Genomic DNA, 18,821 nt, shown 5'->3' on the forward strand with positions numbered 1-18,821 from the left:
CTTTGTGCAACTAGGCCCAGACTTAAGAGTGTCGCTACAGTGTGGCCGAAGGGGGTTCGATATGCCGTTCGGTTTCTTCAAGAAAGAGAAGGACAAGAAATACGAGAAAGCAGCCAAGCTGCTGGCGGAAGAGAAGTATGAGAAGGCAATCTCGCTTCTAGAGGAAGTCCTCGAGGTGGACCCCGAGCATACAAATGCTCTTACGTCAATGGGAGTTGCTATGGTTTCTATGCATGTCAATCCAAACCTAGCAGATCCCAGTATAGCAGAAGGACTTGATTACTTGAATCGGGCTGCAGAAATCGACCCAGAAGATCCTGTACCCATATTCAACAAGGCGGTTTTGTTGCGGAAACTGAACAGACCAGACGAGGCAATTGAAGCCTTCAAAGAAGTACTTGAAATCGAGGAGCGACAACCACTTGCCCTGTTACATATCGCAGAAATCAACTATGAGCTCGAACGCTGGGAAACTGCCATTGAGTATGCCCGACGAGCGCTTATCAGAGACCCGGGATTAAAAGAAGTAATGAAATGGGTGCCTGAAGCCATGGAGAAAGCGGGCATGCTCGATGAAGAACAAACGGACCAAAAGTAGTATCGTCTCTATTGAGCTGGTTCATGTTATCTACTTCGGACCCTCAAAGTGTTTGTGCTGCTCTTAGCCATATACAAAAATACCCGTTCTGTTTCAGCCTGTCAGCGTCTTCTGAAGAAGATAGATGAGACGGGGTAAACAGATATGGATTGCAAAATAAGGGAATGGGACAGAAGAGCTGACATAGTATTTTTCAAGAAGGCGGAACTGGAGGCATTCAAAGGAACGATTCCAAACGCCGATGATTTGACCGAGTCGGAAATCAGAAACAAGCTCAAAGAAATGGATGAAAACGACCCTGTCGACCTCACTGATCCAAGTCATGAAGTTTTCATTGCTGAGACGGATGAAGCAGGGGCAATCGGATTGGCATGGATCCAAGATAGGGAGCCGTTCTGGCGGTTTGAAACCCAGCTCACTTGGATATTCAATCTATATGTCATTTCACAGTTTCGCAGAAAAGGTATAGCACGGCAGCTCCTTGAGTACATCGAAGCATGGACTCGCAAGCAGGGGTTGTCTCGAATCGGCCTTCATGTCATCGAATGGAATACAGCAGCAAGAAAACTGTACGAGTCATTGGGGTACAGCTTGCTACATAGCCACAATGAGAGCCGGTTCTATGAGAAAGTGTTATCGAACGAAGAGTGAATCCTGTAAGCAGAAGTATGCGCATGACAATCCTGGTCTGGGGTAGAATACTTCCTTTCTGTATCGCTCGTTTTCAACAGCTGCTGCATAACCCTTAAATTCACACTTTCAAGGCACTTCATTGAATTACTACAAGTAGTATATTCCCCATTTCCTAGGGTGATTACATGTCTCAACGTGGCAGAGAACCAACATATCGTGGCTACAAAATCCAAGAGCTCGTCGAAATGAGCATGGACGATCTCATCGAACTCCTCCCAGCTCGGCGCAGACGATCTCTTAAACGAGGCCTTCCTCCGCGCCAGAAGAAACTCCTCAAGAAGGTCAGGGAAGCTCGGAAGAAACTCAAGAAAGGAAAGGCCCCAGTCATCCGAACCCACTGCCGCGACATGGTCATTCTCCCCGAGATGGTAGACCTCACCTTTGGCGTTCACGACGGCAATCGCTTCCAAGATGTGAAAGTCACCCCTCTTATGATCGGTCATTGTTTGGGTGAGTTCGCTATCACTAACAAGAAGGTTAAGCATGGCAGCCCCGGTATCGGAGCTACCAAGAGCTCTGCATATGTGCCACTGAAGTAAAACCAAGCACGAAACTTTTGGCTGGTCATATGCCAGCCCTTTCTATTTTCATTCCAGAGAGCGGAAAGGCCAATCGTCGATTCCTTCTGCAGCAAGGTCATGTTCAACATCTTGTTTCCGTTCCTCTTGCTGAAAGACCCATTTCATCACATCAGACAGCTTCTTTATGTCATCAGGAGGTGTGAGAAGAGCTGCTCTCATTGGTCCTAGCAATACGAAGGAAAAAATCATTGAGGGGGGTGGGCTTGAGTTCCTCCCTCAATCCCCGGTCCAGCAGTGACTATACTACTCACTTCTAAGCGCTTCTACTGGTTCAAGCTTGGAAGCCCGCCATGCCGGGTAAAGTGCAAATACGACACTCACAAGTACTCCGAAGAGTAAGGCCTCAAGGGCTAATGTAGGTGTTAGAACAGGTGTTATGGCCATTGGGGCTCGTTGAGCTCCAGGACCTCCTAAACCACCCATGAATCGACCAAAGAAATTGGCTAGCAGGGCCCCAACACCAATTCCTATGCCACCGCCAATCAGACCGATGAGAAGAGCTTCACCAAGGAAAATTAGTAGGACACTCCTGCCAGTCGAGCCCAATGCCTTCAGGATTCCGATTTCTCGGGTGCGCTCCATGAGGGAGACGATCATGATGTTCATGATTCCAATCCCTGCAACAAGAAGCGATATCCCAGCGATTCCCCCAAGAAGAAGCTCGACAGTGGCGAGAGCATTAGAGATTGTATTCAACATCGCGGTGGCAGAGACGACTGACACCTCGTTGAGGAATAGTTCTTCAATATCCTCTGAAACAGAGTCGATAAAGTCACTATCATCACTCTCAAGCTTGACTGCGATTTGAGAAACCTCTTCTGAATCGAAGTACCCCATTGCTGATTCTAGGGATATGTACGCCCCCGTGTCGGAAGGGCCGAATCCAAAGGCACCGATTTCCTCCAAAATCCCAACAATTGTCACTGACTTGTTGACAGGTACCAGCTTGGTTCCGTTTCTCACCGTGTAGTATACGTTCACGGTATCACCGAGTTCTACCAGATGTGTTCCGTTGTTCCACGGATCATAAAGACGGTGTCCAATAACCATCTCATCATTAGCCGGATTGTCAGGTATCACCCCATGTTCGGCGACAAATGTAGAATACATCTCATGATATGCGTCAAAGTCTGCCCCGGTTAGGCTGAGTGTTCTATCCGAATCGTCTAATTCAACAGTAACGGTTTTAGAAATCGTGGCACTAGAAGTAACAACACCATCAATCTCGTTAATAAGCTCAGTATCGTTCGCATACAGTGCGAAGTCGCTATCTTCATTACTGTTGAAACCAAAACCAGTTGAACCTGTCTGTACATTCACAACATCAGTAGAAAGCCCTTCTTGGAACTGGCCAGTTATTGCCACCTGGAAACCCTGAGTGAAGGATAGGAGTGCAACAATTGCCCCAACGCCAATAACAATTCCCAAAGTGGTCAGGCCAGACCGAACCTTCCGTAGACGAATGGCACCAAATGAGTATGATAGTATATCACGTGCTTTCAATCTAGTTCCCCCCGTCAGACACAATATGCCCATCCCGCATTCTGAGAATTCGTGGCGTTTCCTTGGAAACCTCTGGATCATGAGTAACGATGATACAGGTAATATGCTGCTCTTCGTTTAATCCTATAACGAGATTCATAATATCCTGAGCCGTCTCCGAGTCAAGATTACCGGTTGGCTCATCCATGAGCAAAAATGTTGGATCATTGACAAGTGCCCGTGCAATAGCAACCCGTTGACGTTCACCACCGCTGAGCTCAGCAGGTTTGTGGTCCATTCGTTCCGCAAGACCAACCTTGGTAAGAGCATCAGTTACCAAGGCCTTCCGCTCATCCTTTGACATTCCTGAAATGGTAAGGGGAAGCTCCACATTGCCCTTGGCATCTAGCCGGGAGATGAGATTAAAGAACTGAAAGACAAAACCCACGGATTTCCTCATGCCGGCAAGTTCATCATCATCCAGTTCGTTAAGGTTCACACCGCTCAAGACTACCTTTCCGCTGGTTGGTCGGTCCAGAGCGCCTGCTAGGTTAAGCAAGGTGGATTTGCCGCTTCCACTTGGCCCCAGAATCGAAATCAGTTCGCCCTGGTGGACATCAAAACTGACTCCACGTAAGGCTTTGACTGTCACTTCACCCATTCTATAGTGTTTAGTTGCATCCTCTAGTTGTAGTACTGTATTCAGTTGTATCGACCCCTGTGTGGGGCGGAACAACACACTTCACGATTTGAGTTCGGCAAGAAGTCGTTCAACTTCTTCTGCGGCTTCAGTCATGAGAGACTCTAGTTTCTTGGCAACCTCGGATTCAGGATGATCAGTCAGTTCCATCGTGACTGCCAGCAAAGCATGGAACAGCCTTCGAGCTGAATCCCTGAGATAGTCAATCTCATCAGGAAGATCCAGAAATGGTGGGACTGACAGCGGGCCCGAACTGAGCCGCTGTTTCATCTTTTCAAACTGGCCACTTTGCTCCTCCAGAAAAGCGTGTCCCATATCTGTTAGCTCGTATCGCTTCATACCATCAATAGTTGGTAGTTCTTCAGCAAGCCCACTCTCTTTGAGTTTCTTCAAGAGAGGATATATCGAGCCTGGACTGGGACTGTATCTGCCGCCGGTCTCTTCCTCGATGCGGGACATAATCTCAGAGCCAGCCATTGGTTTTTCTTTCAATAGTAAGAGAACCCGATATCTCAAGTAGCCCTTGGGGACTCGCGCAGTTTGCCTTGCCCAACGGGACATTGGAGGAATCGGAAATGGCGCCTCCTTGTACTCATCAACACGCTTCTCATCAAGGTAGTATTTTCCATCAACCTCTTGAAATGGAAGGTGTTCCCCCATCGGAGAATCCATGAAATACTCAAAGACGTTTGGTAATCCCAGCTCATCCAGAGACAATGCGTTTTCTCTGCTTGTTGCTCCCTTCTGCTTGAAGAAATCAATGGTTTGCCTGAGCCGTTCCCGCATATCGTGATGCATGCTATTCCGCCTTTTGTCTTTAACGATATTGTTATTGATATCGTAAGCGATATCATAAGCGATATATAAATAAACTTTGTGAATGATACCATCATTCCTTGGTTGTGCATTAGTGACAGAATACCAAATACAAAACCAACAGCAGCTACAGGAAAACCAAAACCAACAAGAACCAACCGGTAGCTACTAGCAGATGAAGCATTGCCAATAGACTGGCAACTTTCGCAAATTCAACGAAGCTTATGGGATTTTTTGCCTCTTCTGCAAGTCCAATAGCCATAAGGTTAGCAGGCGCACCCATGGGAAGCAGATAGCCACCAATATTGACAGCTGTAATCAGAGCAAACGTAAACACAGGTGAGCTTGAAGCGAATTCCAAAGCAACTGGAGCAAGAACAACAGATACAGGAATATTGTCCACAATAGCAGAAAGGGCCGCCGGAAGCCAAGTGAGAAGGACAGTTGCTCCTTCCATGCTACCTCCAACTAGTGCGCTTACACCGTCTCCAAATGCGTCTATAACGCCGGTAATCTCCAGCGCCGTGACAAGGCCGAAGATTCCTATAAGAAAGAAAATAGTGCCCCATCCGATTCGTGCAAGAAAGACATTGACTCGTTCATGATTCATCAATAGCATGGCAAAAGCAATTGTGATTGCCACCATGACAGGCTCGATACCTACACTTGAACCTGCTGTGAAACCGAAGATAAGAACAATTATGGCTATGATTGAAGCATAGAAGTCACGTCTGGATTTGATCATGCTTTGAGGATTGATGTCAAAAATGTCATCCACCAAGTCTTGTGAACAACGTACAAATTTCGGTTCGAAAAGAGCCAAGAGATATACAACGGTGATGATAAAGAGAATGGCGGAAAGGGGCATTAGTACAAGGAACATCAGTCCCGCATCCAGTCCCGTTTTTGATGCAATTACCAAGTTGGGAACCGCTCCCACAACAGAGGGAATGGAGCCGAAATTGGCTACTATTGACTCAGATATGAGAAACGGTTTGAAATCGATTTCCAGCGCCCTGCAGATTTCGATGGTTAAGGGTGCCATGATAAGAATGGTTGAAGTAGTATCAAAGAAGAGTGAAACCGCCCACACGAAAGTCAAGAGCACGAGGAAAAGGTGTTTTGTATCGCCCCCCGAAGGTCTTGCCAGCGTCAGTGCAAGATATTGAAACATGCCCGAAGCCCCAGCAACGGAAACGATAACCATCATAGCCGTTACAAATAAGATTGTGTGCCATTCAATGTGGGAAATTAGGTCCGTGAAATCGGTTCCCTGAGATGGATCGATGGCGTGTGCAATCCATAGTGCGAATCCTGCGAAAGCCATGCCGGTCATTGACATTGCTGTCCGATTGACTTTCTCGCTGGAAATGGCAAGATACGTGATAACGAATATGATGATAACCAGCATTCCAACTGGTTGGATATCTAGCTGCAGCAGTTTCACCTCCACTGTTCATTGGAAATTCTGGACGGCTTATCCACTCTGCGAAACTATTTGAAGTATTCGCATCTGTAGGTGTTATTCAAGTTGCGACGGCTGAATGTAGTCGCCATGTTCCTCCTGTGCATCGGAAAGACGTTCTTTCTGTTCGTCCAATAATCGATAGAGAATGTTGGGTGTATCAGGCACAGTCTCATGGTAAGTGTTTGATACACGCTTAATTTTCTCCAAAAGCTCCGGCACTCTGATTGTAAATTGCTCTTCGTAGGCCTTGTACGAGTAGTCCTTGCCGAGTTCATCTTTGAAGAGGGGTTTCAAATCCGCGTAGTAGGGAAGATAGCCGCTTGGACTTGGGATAGCATCAACTTCGCCATGAATCCTCCTATCCATCCACTGAAGCCAAACCCGCTTGTCCTGCTTTCCATTCATGTATTCGCCACTGTCATCTTTCAGGAAATAATTGACAGCAAAGATTTCGGGTGGCGAAGTGACCTTGGTGCCAAAGTCAAGATGGTTTTGAATATACTGGCCAAGTGGAATTGAGACGAAATCAAGGTTGGAGAAGGGCTGCAATTTGCGTATACCACTGGGACCCAGTGTGGCTGCAGTGGTCTCTGATTCTAGACTTGCACCCATCGTGATGACACCATGCTCCCAGCTGAGAGATTGTTGCACGGGAACCCAAGTATCGCTATCGCGTCCACCATATATGATGCCTCCGACTTTCACACCCGTCGGCTCATCCAGTGTCTCATCTTTGTTGGGCAGACTGTCTAGGCTCACTGTGTAACGGGCATTCTTGTGTGAGGGTGGAATCTCATTGCCTTCCGCGTCGACTTTGCCTTTGAACCACTGCCCAGAATGATTGATGCCGCGATCAGGAGTTTCTCTCCCATCTCCGAGCCAATAGGGTTCTCCGTCATGAATAAGCACATTGGTAAAAATGACGGGTTCATCAGATTGGAGAACATTCCAGATAACTGGATCATCCTTTTTGTTAACGGAGCGAATTATTCCAAAGATGCCATGTTCAACATTCACCCCCCGGATTTCATCGTCAATCGCTCTGAGATAGGCGATATCATCACCAACAATGGTACTACCCTTCACCATCGAGGTGCTTGTTTTGCCACAGCCGGAGGGAAAGGCACCAGTAAGATACGTCTTTCGCCCTTTGGGACCATGGGCAGCCATCAAGAACATGTGTTCAGCAAGCCACCCTTCCCGATTTGCTTTTCGTATAGCAAGTCTGAGTGCCAGCTTCTTGAGACCTATTGTATTTCCAGCATATTGTGTGTTTACGCTATACACTGTGTTTTCCTTGTAATCAATTGAAACACCACGCTTATCCCAATTGATACTCGTAGCATGAGCAAGCTTGCCGGAGGAATGAAGCATCCAGAATATCTCAGCATCCTCAGGTAGTGTCTTGAAGAATTCGTATCCCTGTCTATAAAGAAGGTCCTCACTATGTGCAACATAGAAGGAGTCGGTGATTTGAACACAGGGTATGGAAAAGGGTGAATCCACCGGGCCGAGACAGAAGAAGCGTACGACCAACTTCTTGTTATTCATGCTGTTCTTCAGACGCTTCCGAACCAGCTTTAGTCCCTTCTGCCGATCCATTTGTGCCAGCTGGTCACCAAGGCTCTCGCCCTCTGGAACCAGGTAGCGAGTGTGTTCTTTGTCACGTGCTTGATCGTAAAAACCATCGAAATGCACAGTATGATTTGGATTTGATAGCGGTGTTTCCTCACCACGGGCTATTGCAGTTTTCCGTACATATTCTATGTCCTCCTTCTCATCACTGCACACGAAAACCTTCATTGGCTGGCAGAGCTCTATAGCATTCGCAACGAATCTATGAATGCGCCTGTTAGGAATCGCTAACAACTTCTTGAAGTTCGCGTCGTTAAGTCTCTCTTCAAGGATTGATATTGTTTCATTCATGCGGTCTGTCTCCCTGGCGGATTTCGCTACCATCATGGGATTGAGGGGCAGCATGTGTTTAATATAAGCCCCATGGATATTGCAGCTGATTCTTCCTTCCACCACCATCTCTAGTCTTAAGTGGAGGTAATGTATCTAACGGGTATTAAACATAGGAGGTTATAGAACCTGCCCACTATGGAAATCAACGGAATCGAGATGTTCTACCGAATTACCGGAGAAGGAGAACCAGTGTTATTTGTTCACGGCCTAGGCGGTGATATACGCGGCTACGAATTTCAGGAAGACGCATTGGCAGAACACTTCACCCTTCTCATGCCAGATCAGAGAGGCCATGGTCACTCCGACGGTCCGGATGCAGATGCAGTCTCAACCGAGGTTTTCGGCAACGATTTGGCCACGTTTCTCAAGAAGCTGGGGTATGAGTCAGTCCATGTTGTAGGCCACTCGATGGGTGGAATGATAGCTCAACAATTCGCCTTAGATTATCCGCACTTAGTAGACAAGCTCGTTCTTATTGATACAACCCCAAGAATCACTGAAGAGACAATCGACGAAGTGTATTCATGGCGCGAAGCACAGATAGAAGGCGGTCCTGAAGCATATCAGGAGGCTGCAATGCGCAGCACATATCCACAAGAGTTCATGGACAACAATCCTGAGCTAATCGAGTACTTGATGAGCAAAGAGGATCTCGTAAACCAAGAGGGGGTGCTTGCTGCGGGACTCGGTATGGCTTCCTTTGATGCCACTGACAGGCTGCCGGAGATTAGCGCAGAGACACTCATTATTCATGGCGAGGAAGATGTGATAATGGATATCAGTCTCGCGAAACTCATGCATGATAGAATCCCGCACTCCAAGATTATCACGTTCCCAGAATGCGGTCATTCACCTACAGTCCAGCGGCAGGACGAGCTCAACCAGATACTTATCGAGTTTCTGGCGTCCTAATCACCAAAAAGATCCCCAATCATACTGAAGGCAAATGTAGCAAATCATAATATTGGCGAAAGAGGGAGCGGGAATACTCGGCTCCACTACTTCCGATACCGATATGCATGACACAGTGCTTCAGTACTTGGCCCCTTTGTTGAGTGTTTCAGAATAGCTCGCTTGTTGGTTGCATTTCTTGAATGAGACATTGTAGTTCACACGAGTATATGTTATGGGCAGTGGCTATACCCTTTCTGTGAAGATTTGCCCACATTTACGGTCACATCTGGCCAACAAGGCAGATTGGGTATAATTATGAGTTTAAAAGACAGAATGGCCATGACAGGAAGGTGATTGCCGTGGATACAGTTGCGCTTGTGAAGAATGAAGGGGCTGTTCGACAGAGCATAGAAACAGGATTGAATCTGCTTGAGGGTTTTAGAGAGCTGCAATCACCCGTCCTATTGAAGCCGAATATCTGTACAATTGATAATAGCACGGGTCACACCGTGACCGACATAGAAGTTGTTAAGGCAGTCGTGGACATTCTACTTGAGGAAAAGAAAGACCTAGAGATTAGAATAGTAGAATCGGACAGCCAGAGCAAATATGCTGATGAGGCGTTCGAGAAGTATGGATACGATCAATTGACTCAGAATATGCAGGAAATGGGCTATGATGTAGCTACAGTCAATCTAAGCCATTCACCAAAACGCTTGGTGGATTTCAACGGTTTCTATTTCAAAAACCCTGAATTCCCGAACATCATTGTAGACCATGGATTCTTCATATCCGTAGCAACAGCCAAGACACATAGTTTGACCTGGATTACTGGAGCGCTAAAGAACCAGTTCGGACTGTTACCTGAGAAACAGCAGTCAAGGTTCCATTCAGATATTGATGATATAATAGTCGATCTGAATAGACTCGTTCAACCTAATCTCTGCATTGTTGACGCACGGGTTGGTTTGGAGGGGTGGAATGGTCCAAAGCAGAGAATGCTTGATTCATTCATACTTGGCTACAGTCCAGTCTCTATCGACGTAACTATGGCGCGTATTATGGGCTTCAATCCCGAGGAAATCAAGCATGTAGTGAAATGTGCGGAGGAGGGGTTGGGAGACATGAATCCAGCAGTACTCGGTGAGGCTATTGAGTCTGTTATGATTCCATTCGAGAAGCCCTAGTGGGTGAATGTGGTCTTTGCAATCAGTCCCATACCTTGACAGGAAATTGCGCTTGGTCTTCAAGCCATTTTGGATGGACACCAACACTTCGTTTCAGTGTTTTACAGGGAAAGTCATCACATTCTGAACAGAATCTGAGGCTTTTTTTCTCAACACAGCACTCGTATATGGTACAGCCTTCTCTGCTTTCTGTACCACATCCTTTGCACTCATTGTTCATGAAGTAACGGCATGATCCACAATACAATAAGCAGGGCGTACCCAATCCATCGAAATCCATTTTAGTAACGCTCGCTGAAATCACGACCTAGTGATTCATATGCCTTAATATCTCCGCCAAGATGGGTTGTTTCGGGTCTTAGGTGCCATACCGAAAAGAGAAGGTTTTGTTCATCGATAAGGAAACTCGAAAATGATTGGCTGTTCTGCAACCATGACTACAATCTGATTCCGATGTACTAGATAATTCTTTGTGGCAAAAGAATATTCGTTTCTTTTTCTTCTCGAATCTCTTCTAGCATGAACGTGCAATCTTGGAGGTTCCTCTTCAATTGTAAGCTCAAGCTGAAACCTATTTTCGCCTTTGAGTTTTTCTAGGGTTGCGTTTGAAGGTTTCTGAATTGGTATTCGCTTAGTGCGACCATTACTGAGAGAGATGCTCATCATCGGCAAGGTTTGTAATCCTCATGTTTGGAATTTGTTACACAATATATGTGTAACATATTTGACTTAAATATTGTGGTCATAGTTACACAGTATGCGTGTAATAATGCTTAAATGAGGGAATGTGATATCGGAATTCATGGCTCCAAATGAAACAAAGCTGATAGAAACGTTAGAGAAAGAGATGGATTTCACGCCGTACGAAGCGAAAGCGTATGTTGCGTTGCTCATACACGGTCCTCTCTCACCTCGAGGGCTGAATCAGAAATCAGGAATCCCGAGACCTCGAACCTATGATGTTCTGAATGGCCTTCTGGGGAAAGGCTTGCTAGTTGAACAACCAGGAAGACCCCGTCTGTACGCTGCTGTTGATCCGACCATTGGGCTTGAATCACTACTGAAAAAATACAAGAAAAAAATGAACAGAAGAATCAGAGAGAAAACTAAAGCTGCGAATCGCTTGACTTCGGTGCTCACAGATTTATACGATGAAAGCAAGGGAGCCACAAGAGAAGAAAGTGTCTGGGTCACACGGAGAGATAACGCACTTCTCTCCAGGTACACAAATGCCATGCGAGAAATAGAAGAAGAGATGATTGTTGTCAGTGCTGCACCGACCCCACCAGAAGAAGATATCCTCCAAGCTGCAAGAGATGTACTAGAAGCTGATAAGACGATGCGAGTTCTGCGACCGGTCACGGAGCAGTGGAGCGTTGAGCAGCTGAACGAATACGAAGATTTGATTGCAAGAGGCGACAAGATTCGGCATTTGGATTATGATGGGCTTTCATTTGCCGTTTTTGATGAAAAGCAAGTTGTGCTTTTCATTGAAAGAAGAAACACTGTCTGGATAAACATGCCCGAACTTGCGGAAGTGCTATGCAGCCATTTCGAAGATATTTGGGAGAAAGGAGTAGAAGCTGCAGATAGGATAAGGGAAGTCAAGGAACTCCTCCGGAGCTAAAAGCATGCTTCTTCACCTATTCTGCGGTTTCCACTGTCAGTTTCAAGTGCGACCTAGACATTATATGGGCTCGTAACGAATAGGTCCGGGTGATTCCAATTGGAGAATAATCCCTGGGAGCAATTAGCAGAAGTTCTGAATAAAATTCCAAATGGTTTTGCATCTACAGAAAACGGAGATCATATTGAGATACTGAAATGGATTTTTTCAGGCGATGAGGCGGCCATTGCAAGCAAAATGAAACTCCGAGGGGAAAAGCTGGAAGAGCTTGCGAGTCGGTTGGAAAGAGATGCCAAGGAGCTGGAACCCCTTCTAGAGACGATGGCAGAGAAAGGCCAGATAAGTGCATGGAATTCCAGCACAGGAAGGAAATACGCCCTGATGCCGTTTGCTGTTGGTATCTATGAAGAACAACTTGACCGAATGGATGAAGAATTTGCCCAGCTTGCAGAGAACTATTTCATGAATTCACAAGGAGCAGGACTTTTCGATACCGAGCCACCCATTTTCAAAGTCATTCCAGTTAACAAAGTGATTCAACCAGATTTGGAGGTATATCCATATCAGCAGGCAGAACAGATGATTAGGAATTCGAGCTCGTGGGGATTAAGGGAATGTATATGCAAGAAACAACAGCGACTTCTTGGAAATGGATGCAAATACCCAGAAACTGTTTGTTTGACCCTAGCACCCAATAAAGAGCATGCATTTGATGATGATGAGTTAACACGGTCTATTCCTATGGAGAAATCACTCGAGATTCTTAGAGATGCAGAAGAAGTAGGTCTTGTTCATTGTTCCATGAATGTGCAGAGTGGCCACTATTATATCTGCAATTGCTGCACGTGCTGCTGTAATGTCCTCCGTGGTCTTTCCATATCGAATCAACCGCACGCTTTCGTCAATTCAGATTTCATCATCACAGTTAATCAAGAGCGCTGTATCGGATGCGGTACGTGTGTAGAACGTTGTCAGTTCGATGCTCTTAGGGTTGTAGATGGTGTTTGCCAACTTGAGAGCAACAGGTGCATTGGATGTGGTGTGTGCGCGTTGAAATGCCCCCAGGACGCCTTGACGTTGATTTCAAGAGAAGGGAAAAGCAAATCCCCGCCAGAGAATATGATTGACTGGATGACACAGAAGGCTATGTCCAGAGGAGTCGATCCATCTGATTTGCTATAATTCAGGTCGAGCTTGATTTCCTCATTGCCAATACATCCTCAGCAAAAAGCAATCCGAACAGCAGGTCCCCAGTAACCACAGCAAGAACCCACACTGATGCTTCTCCTGCAATGAAGTAGTATAGACCTATGATAAAAACCCAACATTTCTCAAAAATGGCAATCAGTAGCAAATCACGATTCTTCTCAGGATTCAAACTGACCAAGTAGAATCCGATTCCAAACGCAAACACGAGTCCCATGAAGCAGTCGAACCACAAGAATGTGGGCGGAACTACATTGCCGGATATCCCGAAGTAGCCAATATCGATTCTAGGCAGAACAAGGAACAGAATGGCTAGAACCCAGTTCCAAATTGCTGCGATTGTATACATCACTTTCTGGTGCATTTCTCGGTTCATGATAGAACCAGATGAAAGGGCACAATAAAACCCCATTGGGCGTAGCTAGAGATGTGCTACTTACTATTCTTCCTCGAAGTCTAGTGCAACCGAGTTGATGCAGTATCTCAAGCCAGTTGGATCTGGACCATCCTCGAACACATGTCCCAGGTGCCCACCGCATTTGGCACACAGAACCTCAGTTCGAGTCATCCCATGGCTAGTGTCTTGACGTGTTTCAATGCTGTTTTCAGACACCTTATCCCAGAAGCTTGGCCACCCCGATCCAGATTTGAATTTGGTCTCCGATGAGAATAACTCATTGCCGCATGCCGCACATACGTATGTTCCGTCGGCCTTATGCTTGACATACTCCCCGCTGAAGGCAGGTTCTGTGTCCGCCTTTCTCAGTACATAATACTCTTCCTTGCTTAGAATCTCCTTCCATTCCTTGTCGCTTTTCTTCATGATATCATCTCACATATCGTTGTCTTTAAAACACATAACTCTTAACTATAGCTATCTTATATGTTTGTATCGAGGAAGAGAGAAAGATGCATTACAGACAAGTCGGAAATAGTGGTTTGAAAATAAGCGAAATCGGATTAGGATCTTGGCTCACATACGGCAAAACAGTGGAAAAGGATAGAGCAAAGAAATGTCTTTCCGCAGCTATCGACCATGATATCAATTTCATAGATACTGCAGAAATCTATGCCAAAGGTGGGGCTGAAGAAGTCATCGGAGAGTGGCTGGAAGAGGAGACTGTCGATAGAGATGATTTAGTCATATCGAGCAAGGTCTTCTGGCCAATGAGCCAGAACGTCAATGACTGGGGATTGAGCAGAAAAAACATCATGAAGGCAATTGATGGGACGCTCGAGAGACTAGGAACAGATTACCTTGACATCTACTACATGCACAGATTTGATCCGAAAACGCCATTGCGTGAAACCGTGATGGCTATTGATGATTTGATCAAAGAAGGGAGAATACATTACTGGGGCACATCCGTCTGGACAGCTGCACAGCTTGAACGAGTGCATGCTACAGCCAGAGAACTCGGTGCACATGCGCCCATCGTCGAACAGCCCATGTACAACATGCTCTTCAGACATATTGAAACTGAAATCATGCCGGTAGCAAATCGACTTGGAATGGGCTTCACTGTCTGGTCCCCACTGTACCAAGGCATTCTCACAGGCAAGTACAATGATGGCATACCTGAAGGTAGTCGAGGAGATAGATCCCCGGGATTTCTCAAGTACCTTACCGACGAATGGCGCGCGAAATTGAACACACTTGAAGAGATTGCCAATTCCATGGATATCACAATGACACAGCTGGCGTTAGCATGGATACTCAGAAGGCCGGAGATTTCTGCGGCAATCATTGGTGCTACCAAACCAGAGCATATAGCAGAAAACACTGGAGCATCAGGTGTTGAATTGTCAAACGATGTGATTCAGAGGATAGAGGATGTTCTCGATAACAAGCCGGAATGGCCAAGGACCTATACGCCTAATATCTACCACGAAGAGGAGACACAGTATTATTAATAAGAAATGAATTCGTTCAAGGATGATACAAAACTCGTGTAGCAGAATTGCACATACTTGTAGGTGTAATTCAGTTATTCAATAGTCTCCAATGGGGAGGAAGCGTGCCGAGCAATAACGTTTTCCTGCCCAGTGGTTTCTATCGCACATGGCCTGATAGATCGGACTTTCTTCATTGCACCCGTGGCAGTATCCTCTTCAAAAAGATAGAGCTCAGCTAATGCCAGCATCGTCCCTGTTCGACCACAGCCCGCGAAGCAATGAACCAATACAGTCTTGCCTTGAGAGAACGCATCCTTCAGCAATCTGATGAATCGAGTAACATTATCATCGGAGGGAATACCAAACTCCTGCAAAGGCAGCTCGTAATGCTCAAGTCCATAACCTTCGAAATCTGGAAGAGGATAATCGGTTTCTAAGGAAACAACAACGTCAATATCCGACTCTCTGATGCGAATCAAATCCCGTTCCTGAGGCAGGGATCCGCCATAGATTCTTCCGGGTTTGTATTCGAACAGATTCATTTTCATCGTCAGGTTCTCCCAAAGGACAAGTCAGGTTTGATTGAGAGAACTATTTACAAATAAGATATCTGCCCGGCAAACAGGAGCAATCCATGACCCATTAGTCCAAAATATCTCATATCCATCTACAAATCTAACCGAATTGTCTCCCAACGGACTCTTCCCGCTTCCACAGCTTCTTTGATTTTGCGTTCCGTCTTGTTCAGCCTAGCGTTGCCTGTTTTTATGTCAGCCAAGATGACGGTAATCGGTGAAGGAGAGCCTTGATCCTTTGCAGCGGTATAACCGTCAAAAATGAGGTAATCAATAGGAGCACCAATGAAGCGAGCATCAGATGGATCATACTGAAAGACATCGCTTAGCATGGGTACCATATGCTCTGCGATTTTTCCTTTGAGTACATACCTGCTGCGACGGGTAGCATCTTTTCGTATGTCTGATTCCTGCTCTGCCCATGTCTTTCGAAACTCGGCCTCGACCATTTCAATACGATGTCGGAGTCTTGCTTTCATAGCCGCATATACAATAACTGCAATGAGTAAGCCAACTCCAAGACCAATAATAATGTCCAATAATGCCATACCATGTAGTAGTAATGGTGAAATATATGCACCCGTAATTGTGTTGAAATACACCAGCTATACAATTTGTTGAGCAAAAAAGGGGAAAGATAGGAATAGAACACAAGAATAATTCAGTCTTAGGAAAATCCAAAAACTTGTTTTTGTATACCAATTCAATAATTGGAAAACGAGAATAAACATCACACCTCTTAGAATCCCGTAATCAGATGTAATACCGCAAAGGAAGACTACACCAATGAGAGATGATATCACAGAGCTCATAGCAACCCTAAGTGAGACTCCAGGACCCGTTGGGAGAGAGGACCTCGTCCAAGACATGATGACAGATCATTTCCAACGGCATGGGCTTGAAGTTGAAAGAGACAAAATAGGTAACATTCAAGCAACCATTAAGGGGACAGCTCATCATTACGCGATTGTTGCTCACGCAGACGAAGTAGGTTTCTTGGTGAGTAACGTAAACGATGAAGGGTTCATTCAAGCCAAATGGAATACACAAAGTCACATGCCGGATTTGCGCCTTCTTCCCGGCCAAAGAGTGACAATAATGAAAGATGGGGGTCTTGTCCCAGGCTGTTTCTGTGTAAAGACCGCTCACATAGCAGGAAAAGAGGGTAAAAAATCCCTGCCCGAATGGGGCGATGTATTCATTGACATTGGAATGGCTTCGGCAGAAGAGGTGTATGACGCGGGAATTGCAATTGGTGACCCAGTCTTGTATGCAGCAGGCGTTGAAAAAATCGGGAACCATCTGGTCGGGAAGGCCATGGACGATAGAGTGGGCCTAGCAATCATGATCGAACTTCTTGGAAGACTACAGAAAGCATCTCACAAGAAGCATCCAACTATAACGTTCATCTCTACAGTAATGGAGGAATTGGGTGCAAAGGGGGCAGCTTCGGTAGCTAATCATTTGGACGTTGACGGAGTCATCATAATTGATGTGGGCCTTGCTGATGACTATCCTGGTACCGATGGCGAATCTGGCGTCTCTCTAGGGGAGGGTCCATCATTGGTTATCAAGGACAGTCAAATCCATTATTCTCATTCTCTCAATAGGAAAATCCTAGAAACGGCAGAGAAAAAAGGGCTTCCAGTGCAAAGGGCTGTATTCCACAATTATGCAACAGATGGGTTCCAAATCGCTTCCCAAGGTGAGGTGGTAGCTGCACTGGGTGTGCCTTGCAGATACACTCACAGTAGCTTCGAGACTGTGCATCCAACGGATATTGAGAGTACACTTCAGCTCATCCATGCCTTTCTGAATGCTCAGCAATAGGACTTCGGATTACTTTCAATCTTCAGTGAGCGTGTTTTCTTCCTAGGATATAGATGATAGTGGTTCACCCAAGACGTAGTCTCTGTTGGTGTTCCACTTGCCATTACCTAAGTAGTTCTTATGATAGAAGTAGTAAGTGAATGAAGAATCAAGTTGCAATTGATAGACATTGACGTAGCTGGTATGCTCCCACATAAACTCGGATACTTCTGGAGATAGTGAAGGGGGCGTTACAACAAACAAGATGAATCTATTCCCGTCTATGAGAACTTTCGATTCAAATGGAAGCCCTCCAGATTCAATGAACCAGTAAAGACTGCCAGCATCTAACTCGTTTTCTTCTGTGAATTCACCCACAACAAGCTGAGGATAAGTGAGATCAAACACTGATCGGTCATAGTAGAGCATATCATTTTCGGCAACCGTTTCTCTCAACCGATTGATTCTACGAGAGATGGTCGACGGGTCTCTGTGATACACTGGAGCAAGAGGCTTGATAGCCGGTGTTCCATTGATAGTCAGTTCCCGTAGCAATGTCATGTCGAGTTCATCCAGACTGAAAGCCATCTCGGGAGACGTTTGTTCTGGATTCTTTTCTTCCTGTGAAGTCTGAAACTCCTCCCACAAATCCTCGATTCTACTAAGACGGCTACCTTTTCCAGATTTTGTTCCGTATTCGACTGACCATCTATTATCCACTAGATTCCATTCATGGAAGTCAGCCTCATGCGTGGCCAGAAATTGAGTCTCAAAGTAGTCAAGGTGGGCAAATAACCCACGCTCCCTAAGATTGCTATAGAGCTCGCTCATAATATCGACAGTAGATGGGGGGATGTCGAACTGCGCATATAGGGTGGCACCCTTGCTGTATCCAAGCGTTCGGAAATGAGTATAGGGATGAGAGTCACAGACAGCTTTGAGTTTATTGAGAGAGGTGCGATTGGGAATGTCCTTGAAGAGTACATGTTGCCTCAGAAGACCGATCTTGTGCGGATCATAGACGGCTTCCACTTCCGTTTGAGTTCTATCTCCTAGAATGGGGTCCCTGATTGTGCGGTTCGGTCGCAGAAAACCTGATTGTTTCATTTTCTGGATTCGTATTCTGACCGACTCCGAAGAAATTGGTTCTGTCTCACTTACTTCTCTGCTTATGGACGCATTACTCAGTGAAGGATCCTGCTCCAGACACAGGAAGATGAGGTAATCTTTGCGGTCTAATCCATAACTCGACCAAAGAACCATTTCATTCACGTCTTCTTGACGGGGGCGGTATATAATCAAAGAAACCGGTCAACGCAAT

Annotated in this window: 20 protein-coding genes; 9 read left to right on the forward strand and 11 right to left on the reverse strand. The window is 45.8% G+C overall.

Going from position 1 to position 18,821, the window contains the following annotated elements; translation table 11 throughout:
• Nucleotides 1-61 precede the first annotated feature (61 nt).
• The 3 genes from GF309_12220 (at nt 62) to GF309_12230 (ending at nt 1,830) form a co-directional block, all read left to right on the forward strand.
• Nucleotides 62-598, forward strand: coding sequence for a tetratricopeptide repeat protein (locus GF309_12220; protein MBD3159549.1), 537 nt, complete (start codon nt 62-64; stop codon nt 596-598).
• A 144-nt stretch (nt 599-742) separates the two neighbouring features.
• Complete coding sequence (locus GF309_12225) at nt 743-1,249, forward strand: GNAT family N-acetyltransferase (protein ID MBD3159550.1); 507 nt, start codon at nt 743-745, stop codon at nt 1,247-1,249.
• 167 nt (nt 1,250-1,416) lie between these two features.
• Entirely contained in the window at nt 1,417-1,830 is a 414-nt protein-coding gene (locus GF309_12230; GenBank protein MBD3159551.1) for a 30S ribosomal protein S19, read from the forward strand.
• A gap of 48 nt (nt 1,831-1,878) precedes the next feature.
• Here the strand turns inward: GF309_12230 and GF309_12235 are convergent, their stop codons facing one another.
• The 6 genes from GF309_12235 to GF309_12260 form a co-directional block, all read right to left on the reverse strand.
• Nucleotides 1,879-2,031 carry a hypothetical protein gene (locus tag GF309_12235; GenBank protein ID MBD3159552.1) on the reverse strand — a complete coding sequence of 51 codons (153 nt, stop codon included), beginning with the start codon at nt 2,029-2,031 and terminating at the stop codon, nt 1,879-1,881.
• Between the two features lie 84 nt (nt 2,032-2,115).
• Nucleotides 2,116-3,456, reverse strand: a complete 1,341-nt coding sequence (locus tag GF309_12240) for an FtsX-like permease family protein (GenBank protein MBD3159553.1) — start codon at nt 3,454-3,456, stop codon at nt 2,116-2,118.
• Complete coding sequence (locus GF309_12245) at nt 3,377-4,015, reverse strand: ATP-binding cassette domain-containing protein (protein MBD3159554.1); 639 nt, start codon at nt 4,013-4,015, stop codon at nt 3,377-3,379. Before GF309_12245 ends, GF309_12240 begins: the two co-directional genes overlap by 80 nt.
• A gap of 81 nt (nt 4,016-4,096) precedes the next feature.
• A complete protein-coding gene (locus GF309_12250) occupies nt 4,097-4,852 on the reverse strand; it encodes a hypothetical protein (protein ID MBD3159555.1) in 756 nt (251 codons plus the stop codon).
• A gap of 145 nt (nt 4,853-4,997) precedes the next feature.
• Complete coding sequence (locus tag GF309_12255; GenBank protein MBD3159556.1) at nt 4,998-6,317, reverse strand: hypothetical protein; 1,320 nt, start codon at nt 6,315-6,317, stop codon at nt 4,998-5,000.
• Nucleotides 6,318-6,392: 75 nt separating this feature from the next.
• Nucleotides 6,393-8,264 (reverse strand): phosphoenolpyruvate carboxykinase (GTP), encoded by a 1,872-nt coding sequence (locus GF309_12260; GenBank protein MBD3159557.1) that lies wholly within the window; start codon nt 8,262-8,264, stop codon nt 6,393-6,395.
• A 177-nt stretch (nt 8,265-8,441) separates the two neighbouring features.
• Between GF309_12260 and GF309_12265 the strand changes: the two genes are divergently transcribed.
• From GF309_12265 to GF309_12280, 4 genes are all read left to right on the forward strand, one after another.
• Entirely contained in the window at nt 8,442-9,218 is a 777-nt protein-coding gene (locus GF309_12265; protein ID MBD3159558.1) for an alpha/beta fold hydrolase, read from the forward strand.
• A 254-nt stretch (nt 9,219-9,472) separates the two neighbouring features.
• The gene (locus tag GF309_12270) at nt 9,473-10,387 is read left to right on the forward strand and encodes a DUF362 domain-containing protein (GenBank protein MBD3159559.1); all 915 of its coding nucleotides are present in this window, start codon (nt 9,473-9,475) and stop codon (nt 10,385-10,387) included.
• 802 nt (nt 10,388-11,189) lie between these two features.
• The gene (locus GF309_12275) at nt 11,190-12,014 is read left to right on the forward strand and encodes a hypothetical protein (GenBank protein ID MBD3159560.1); all 825 of its coding nucleotides are present in this window, start codon (nt 11,190-11,192) and stop codon (nt 12,012-12,014) included.
• A gap of 99 nt (nt 12,015-12,113) precedes the next feature.
• Nucleotides 12,114-13,196 carry a hypothetical protein gene (locus GF309_12280; protein MBD3159561.1) on the forward strand — a complete coding sequence of 361 codons (1,083 nt, stop codon included), beginning with the start codon at nt 12,114-12,116 and terminating at the stop codon, nt 13,194-13,196.
• 1 nt (nt 13,197) lies between these two features.
• Here GF309_12280 and GF309_12285 read toward each other — a convergent pair whose 3' ends face one another.
• Entirely contained in the window at nt 13,198-13,596 is a 399-nt protein-coding gene (locus GF309_12285; protein MBD3159562.1) for a hypothetical protein, read from the reverse strand.
• Nucleotides 13,597-13,659: 63 nt separating this feature from the next.
• Nucleotides 13,660-14,043 (reverse strand): peptide-methionine (R)-S-oxide reductase MsrB, encoded by a 384-nt coding sequence (gene msrB / locus GF309_12290; GenBank protein MBD3159563.1) that lies wholly within the window; start codon nt 14,041-14,043, stop codon nt 13,660-13,662.
• An 86-nt stretch (nt 14,044-14,129) separates the two neighbouring features.
• Between msrB and GF309_12295 the strand changes: the two genes are divergently transcribed.
• Nucleotides 14,130-15,134 (forward strand): aldo/keto reductase, encoded by a 1,005-nt coding sequence (locus GF309_12295; GenBank protein MBD3159564.1) that lies wholly within the window; start codon nt 14,130-14,132, stop codon nt 15,132-15,134.
• Between the two features lie 74 nt (nt 15,135-15,208).
• Here the strand turns inward: GF309_12295 and GF309_12300 are convergent, their stop codons facing one another.
• Both GF309_12300 and GF309_12305 read right to left on the reverse strand, forming a co-directional pair.
• Nucleotides 15,209-15,664, reverse strand: coding sequence for a hypothetical protein (locus GF309_12300; protein MBD3159565.1), 456 nt, complete (start codon nt 15,662-15,664; stop codon nt 15,209-15,211).
• Between the two features lie 119 nt (nt 15,665-15,783).
• Nucleotides 15,784-16,293 (reverse strand): endonuclease, encoded by a 510-nt coding sequence (locus tag GF309_12305; GenBank protein MBD3159566.1) that lies wholly within the window; start codon nt 16,291-16,293, stop codon nt 15,784-15,786.
• Nucleotides 16,294-16,477: 184 nt separating this feature from the next.
• Here GF309_12305 and GF309_12310 point away from each other — a divergent pair, with 184 nt between their 5' ends.
• Nucleotides 16,478-17,521, forward strand: coding sequence for a M20/M25/M40 family metallo-hydrolase (locus GF309_12310; GenBank protein ID MBD3159567.1), 1,044 nt, complete (start codon nt 16,478-16,480; stop codon nt 17,519-17,521).
• Nucleotides 17,522-17,563: 42 nt separating this feature from the next.
• Here the strand turns inward: GF309_12310 and GF309_12315 are convergent, their stop codons facing one another.
• Nucleotides 17,564-18,802 carry a hypothetical protein gene (locus tag GF309_12315; GenBank protein ID MBD3159568.1) on the reverse strand — a complete coding sequence of 413 codons (1,239 nt, stop codon included), beginning with the start codon at nt 18,800-18,802 and terminating at the stop codon, nt 17,564-17,566.
• Nucleotides 18,803-18,821: the final 19 nt, after the last annotated feature.

Source organism: Candidatus Lokiarchaeota archaeon (genome assembly GCA_014730275.1).
Lineage (GTDB): Archaea > Asgardarchaeota > Thorarchaeia > Thorarchaeales > Thorarchaeaceae > WJIL01.

What these genes read in the sequence shown, in the direction of transcription:
- GF309_12260 (MBD3159557.1), bottom strand. Translation starts at nt 8,264, where the DNA reads ATGAATGAAACAATATCAATCCTTGAAGAGAGACTTAACGACGCGAAC.
- GF309_12250 (MBD3159555.1), bottom strand. Translation starts at nt 4,852, where the DNA reads ATGCATCACGATATGCGGGAACGGCTCAGGCAAACCATTGATTTCTTC.
- GF309_12225 (MBD3159550.1), top strand. Translation starts at nt 743, where the DNA reads ATGGATTGCAAAATAAGGGAATGGGACAGAAGAGCTGACATAGTATTT.
- GF309_12235 (MBD3159552.1), bottom strand. Translation starts at nt 2,031, where the DNA reads ATGAGAGCAGCTCTTCTCACACCTCCTGATGACATAAAGAAGCTGTCT.
- GF309_12265 (MBD3159558.1), top strand. Translation starts at nt 8,442, where the DNA reads ATGGAAATCAACGGAATCGAGATGTTCTACCGAATTACCGGAGAAGGA.
- GF309_12300 (MBD3159565.1), bottom strand. Translation starts at nt 15,664, where the DNA reads ATGAAAATGAATCTGTTCGAATACAAACCCGGAAGAATCTATGGCGGA.
- GF309_12285 (MBD3159562.1), bottom strand. Translation starts at nt 13,596, where the DNA reads ATGAACCGAGAAATGCACCAGAAAGTGATGTATACAATCGCAGCAATT.
- GF309_12295 (MBD3159564.1), top strand. Translation starts at nt 14,130, where the DNA reads ATGCATTACAGACAAGTCGGAAATAGTGGTTTGAAAATAAGCGAAATC.
- GF309_12310 (MBD3159567.1), top strand. Translation starts at nt 16,478, where the DNA reads ATGAGAGATGATATCACAGAGCTCATAGCAACCCTAAGTGAGACTCCA.
- GF309_12230 (MBD3159551.1), top strand. Translation starts at nt 1,417, where the DNA reads ATGTCTCAACGTGGCAGAGAACCAACATATCGTGGCTACAAAATCCAA.
- GF309_12240 (MBD3159553.1), bottom strand. Translation starts at nt 3,456, where the DNA reads ATGATCCAGAGGTTTCCAAGGAAACGCCACGAATTCTCAGAATGCGGG.
- msrB (MBD3159563.1), bottom strand. Translation starts at nt 14,043, where the DNA reads ATGAAGAAAAGCGACAAGGAATGGAAGGAGATTCTAAGCAAGGAAGAG.
- GF309_12275 (MBD3159560.1), top strand. Translation starts at nt 11,190, where the DNA reads ATGGCTCCAAATGAAACAAAGCTGATAGAAACGTTAGAGAAAGAGATG.
- GF309_12220 (MBD3159549.1), top strand. Translation starts at nt 62, where the DNA reads ATGCCGTTCGGTTTCTTCAAGAAAGAGAAGGACAAGAAATACGAGAAA.
- GF309_12245 (MBD3159554.1), bottom strand. Translation starts at nt 4,015, where the DNA reads ATGGGTGAAGTGACAGTCAAAGCCTTACGTGGAGTCAGTTTTGATGTC.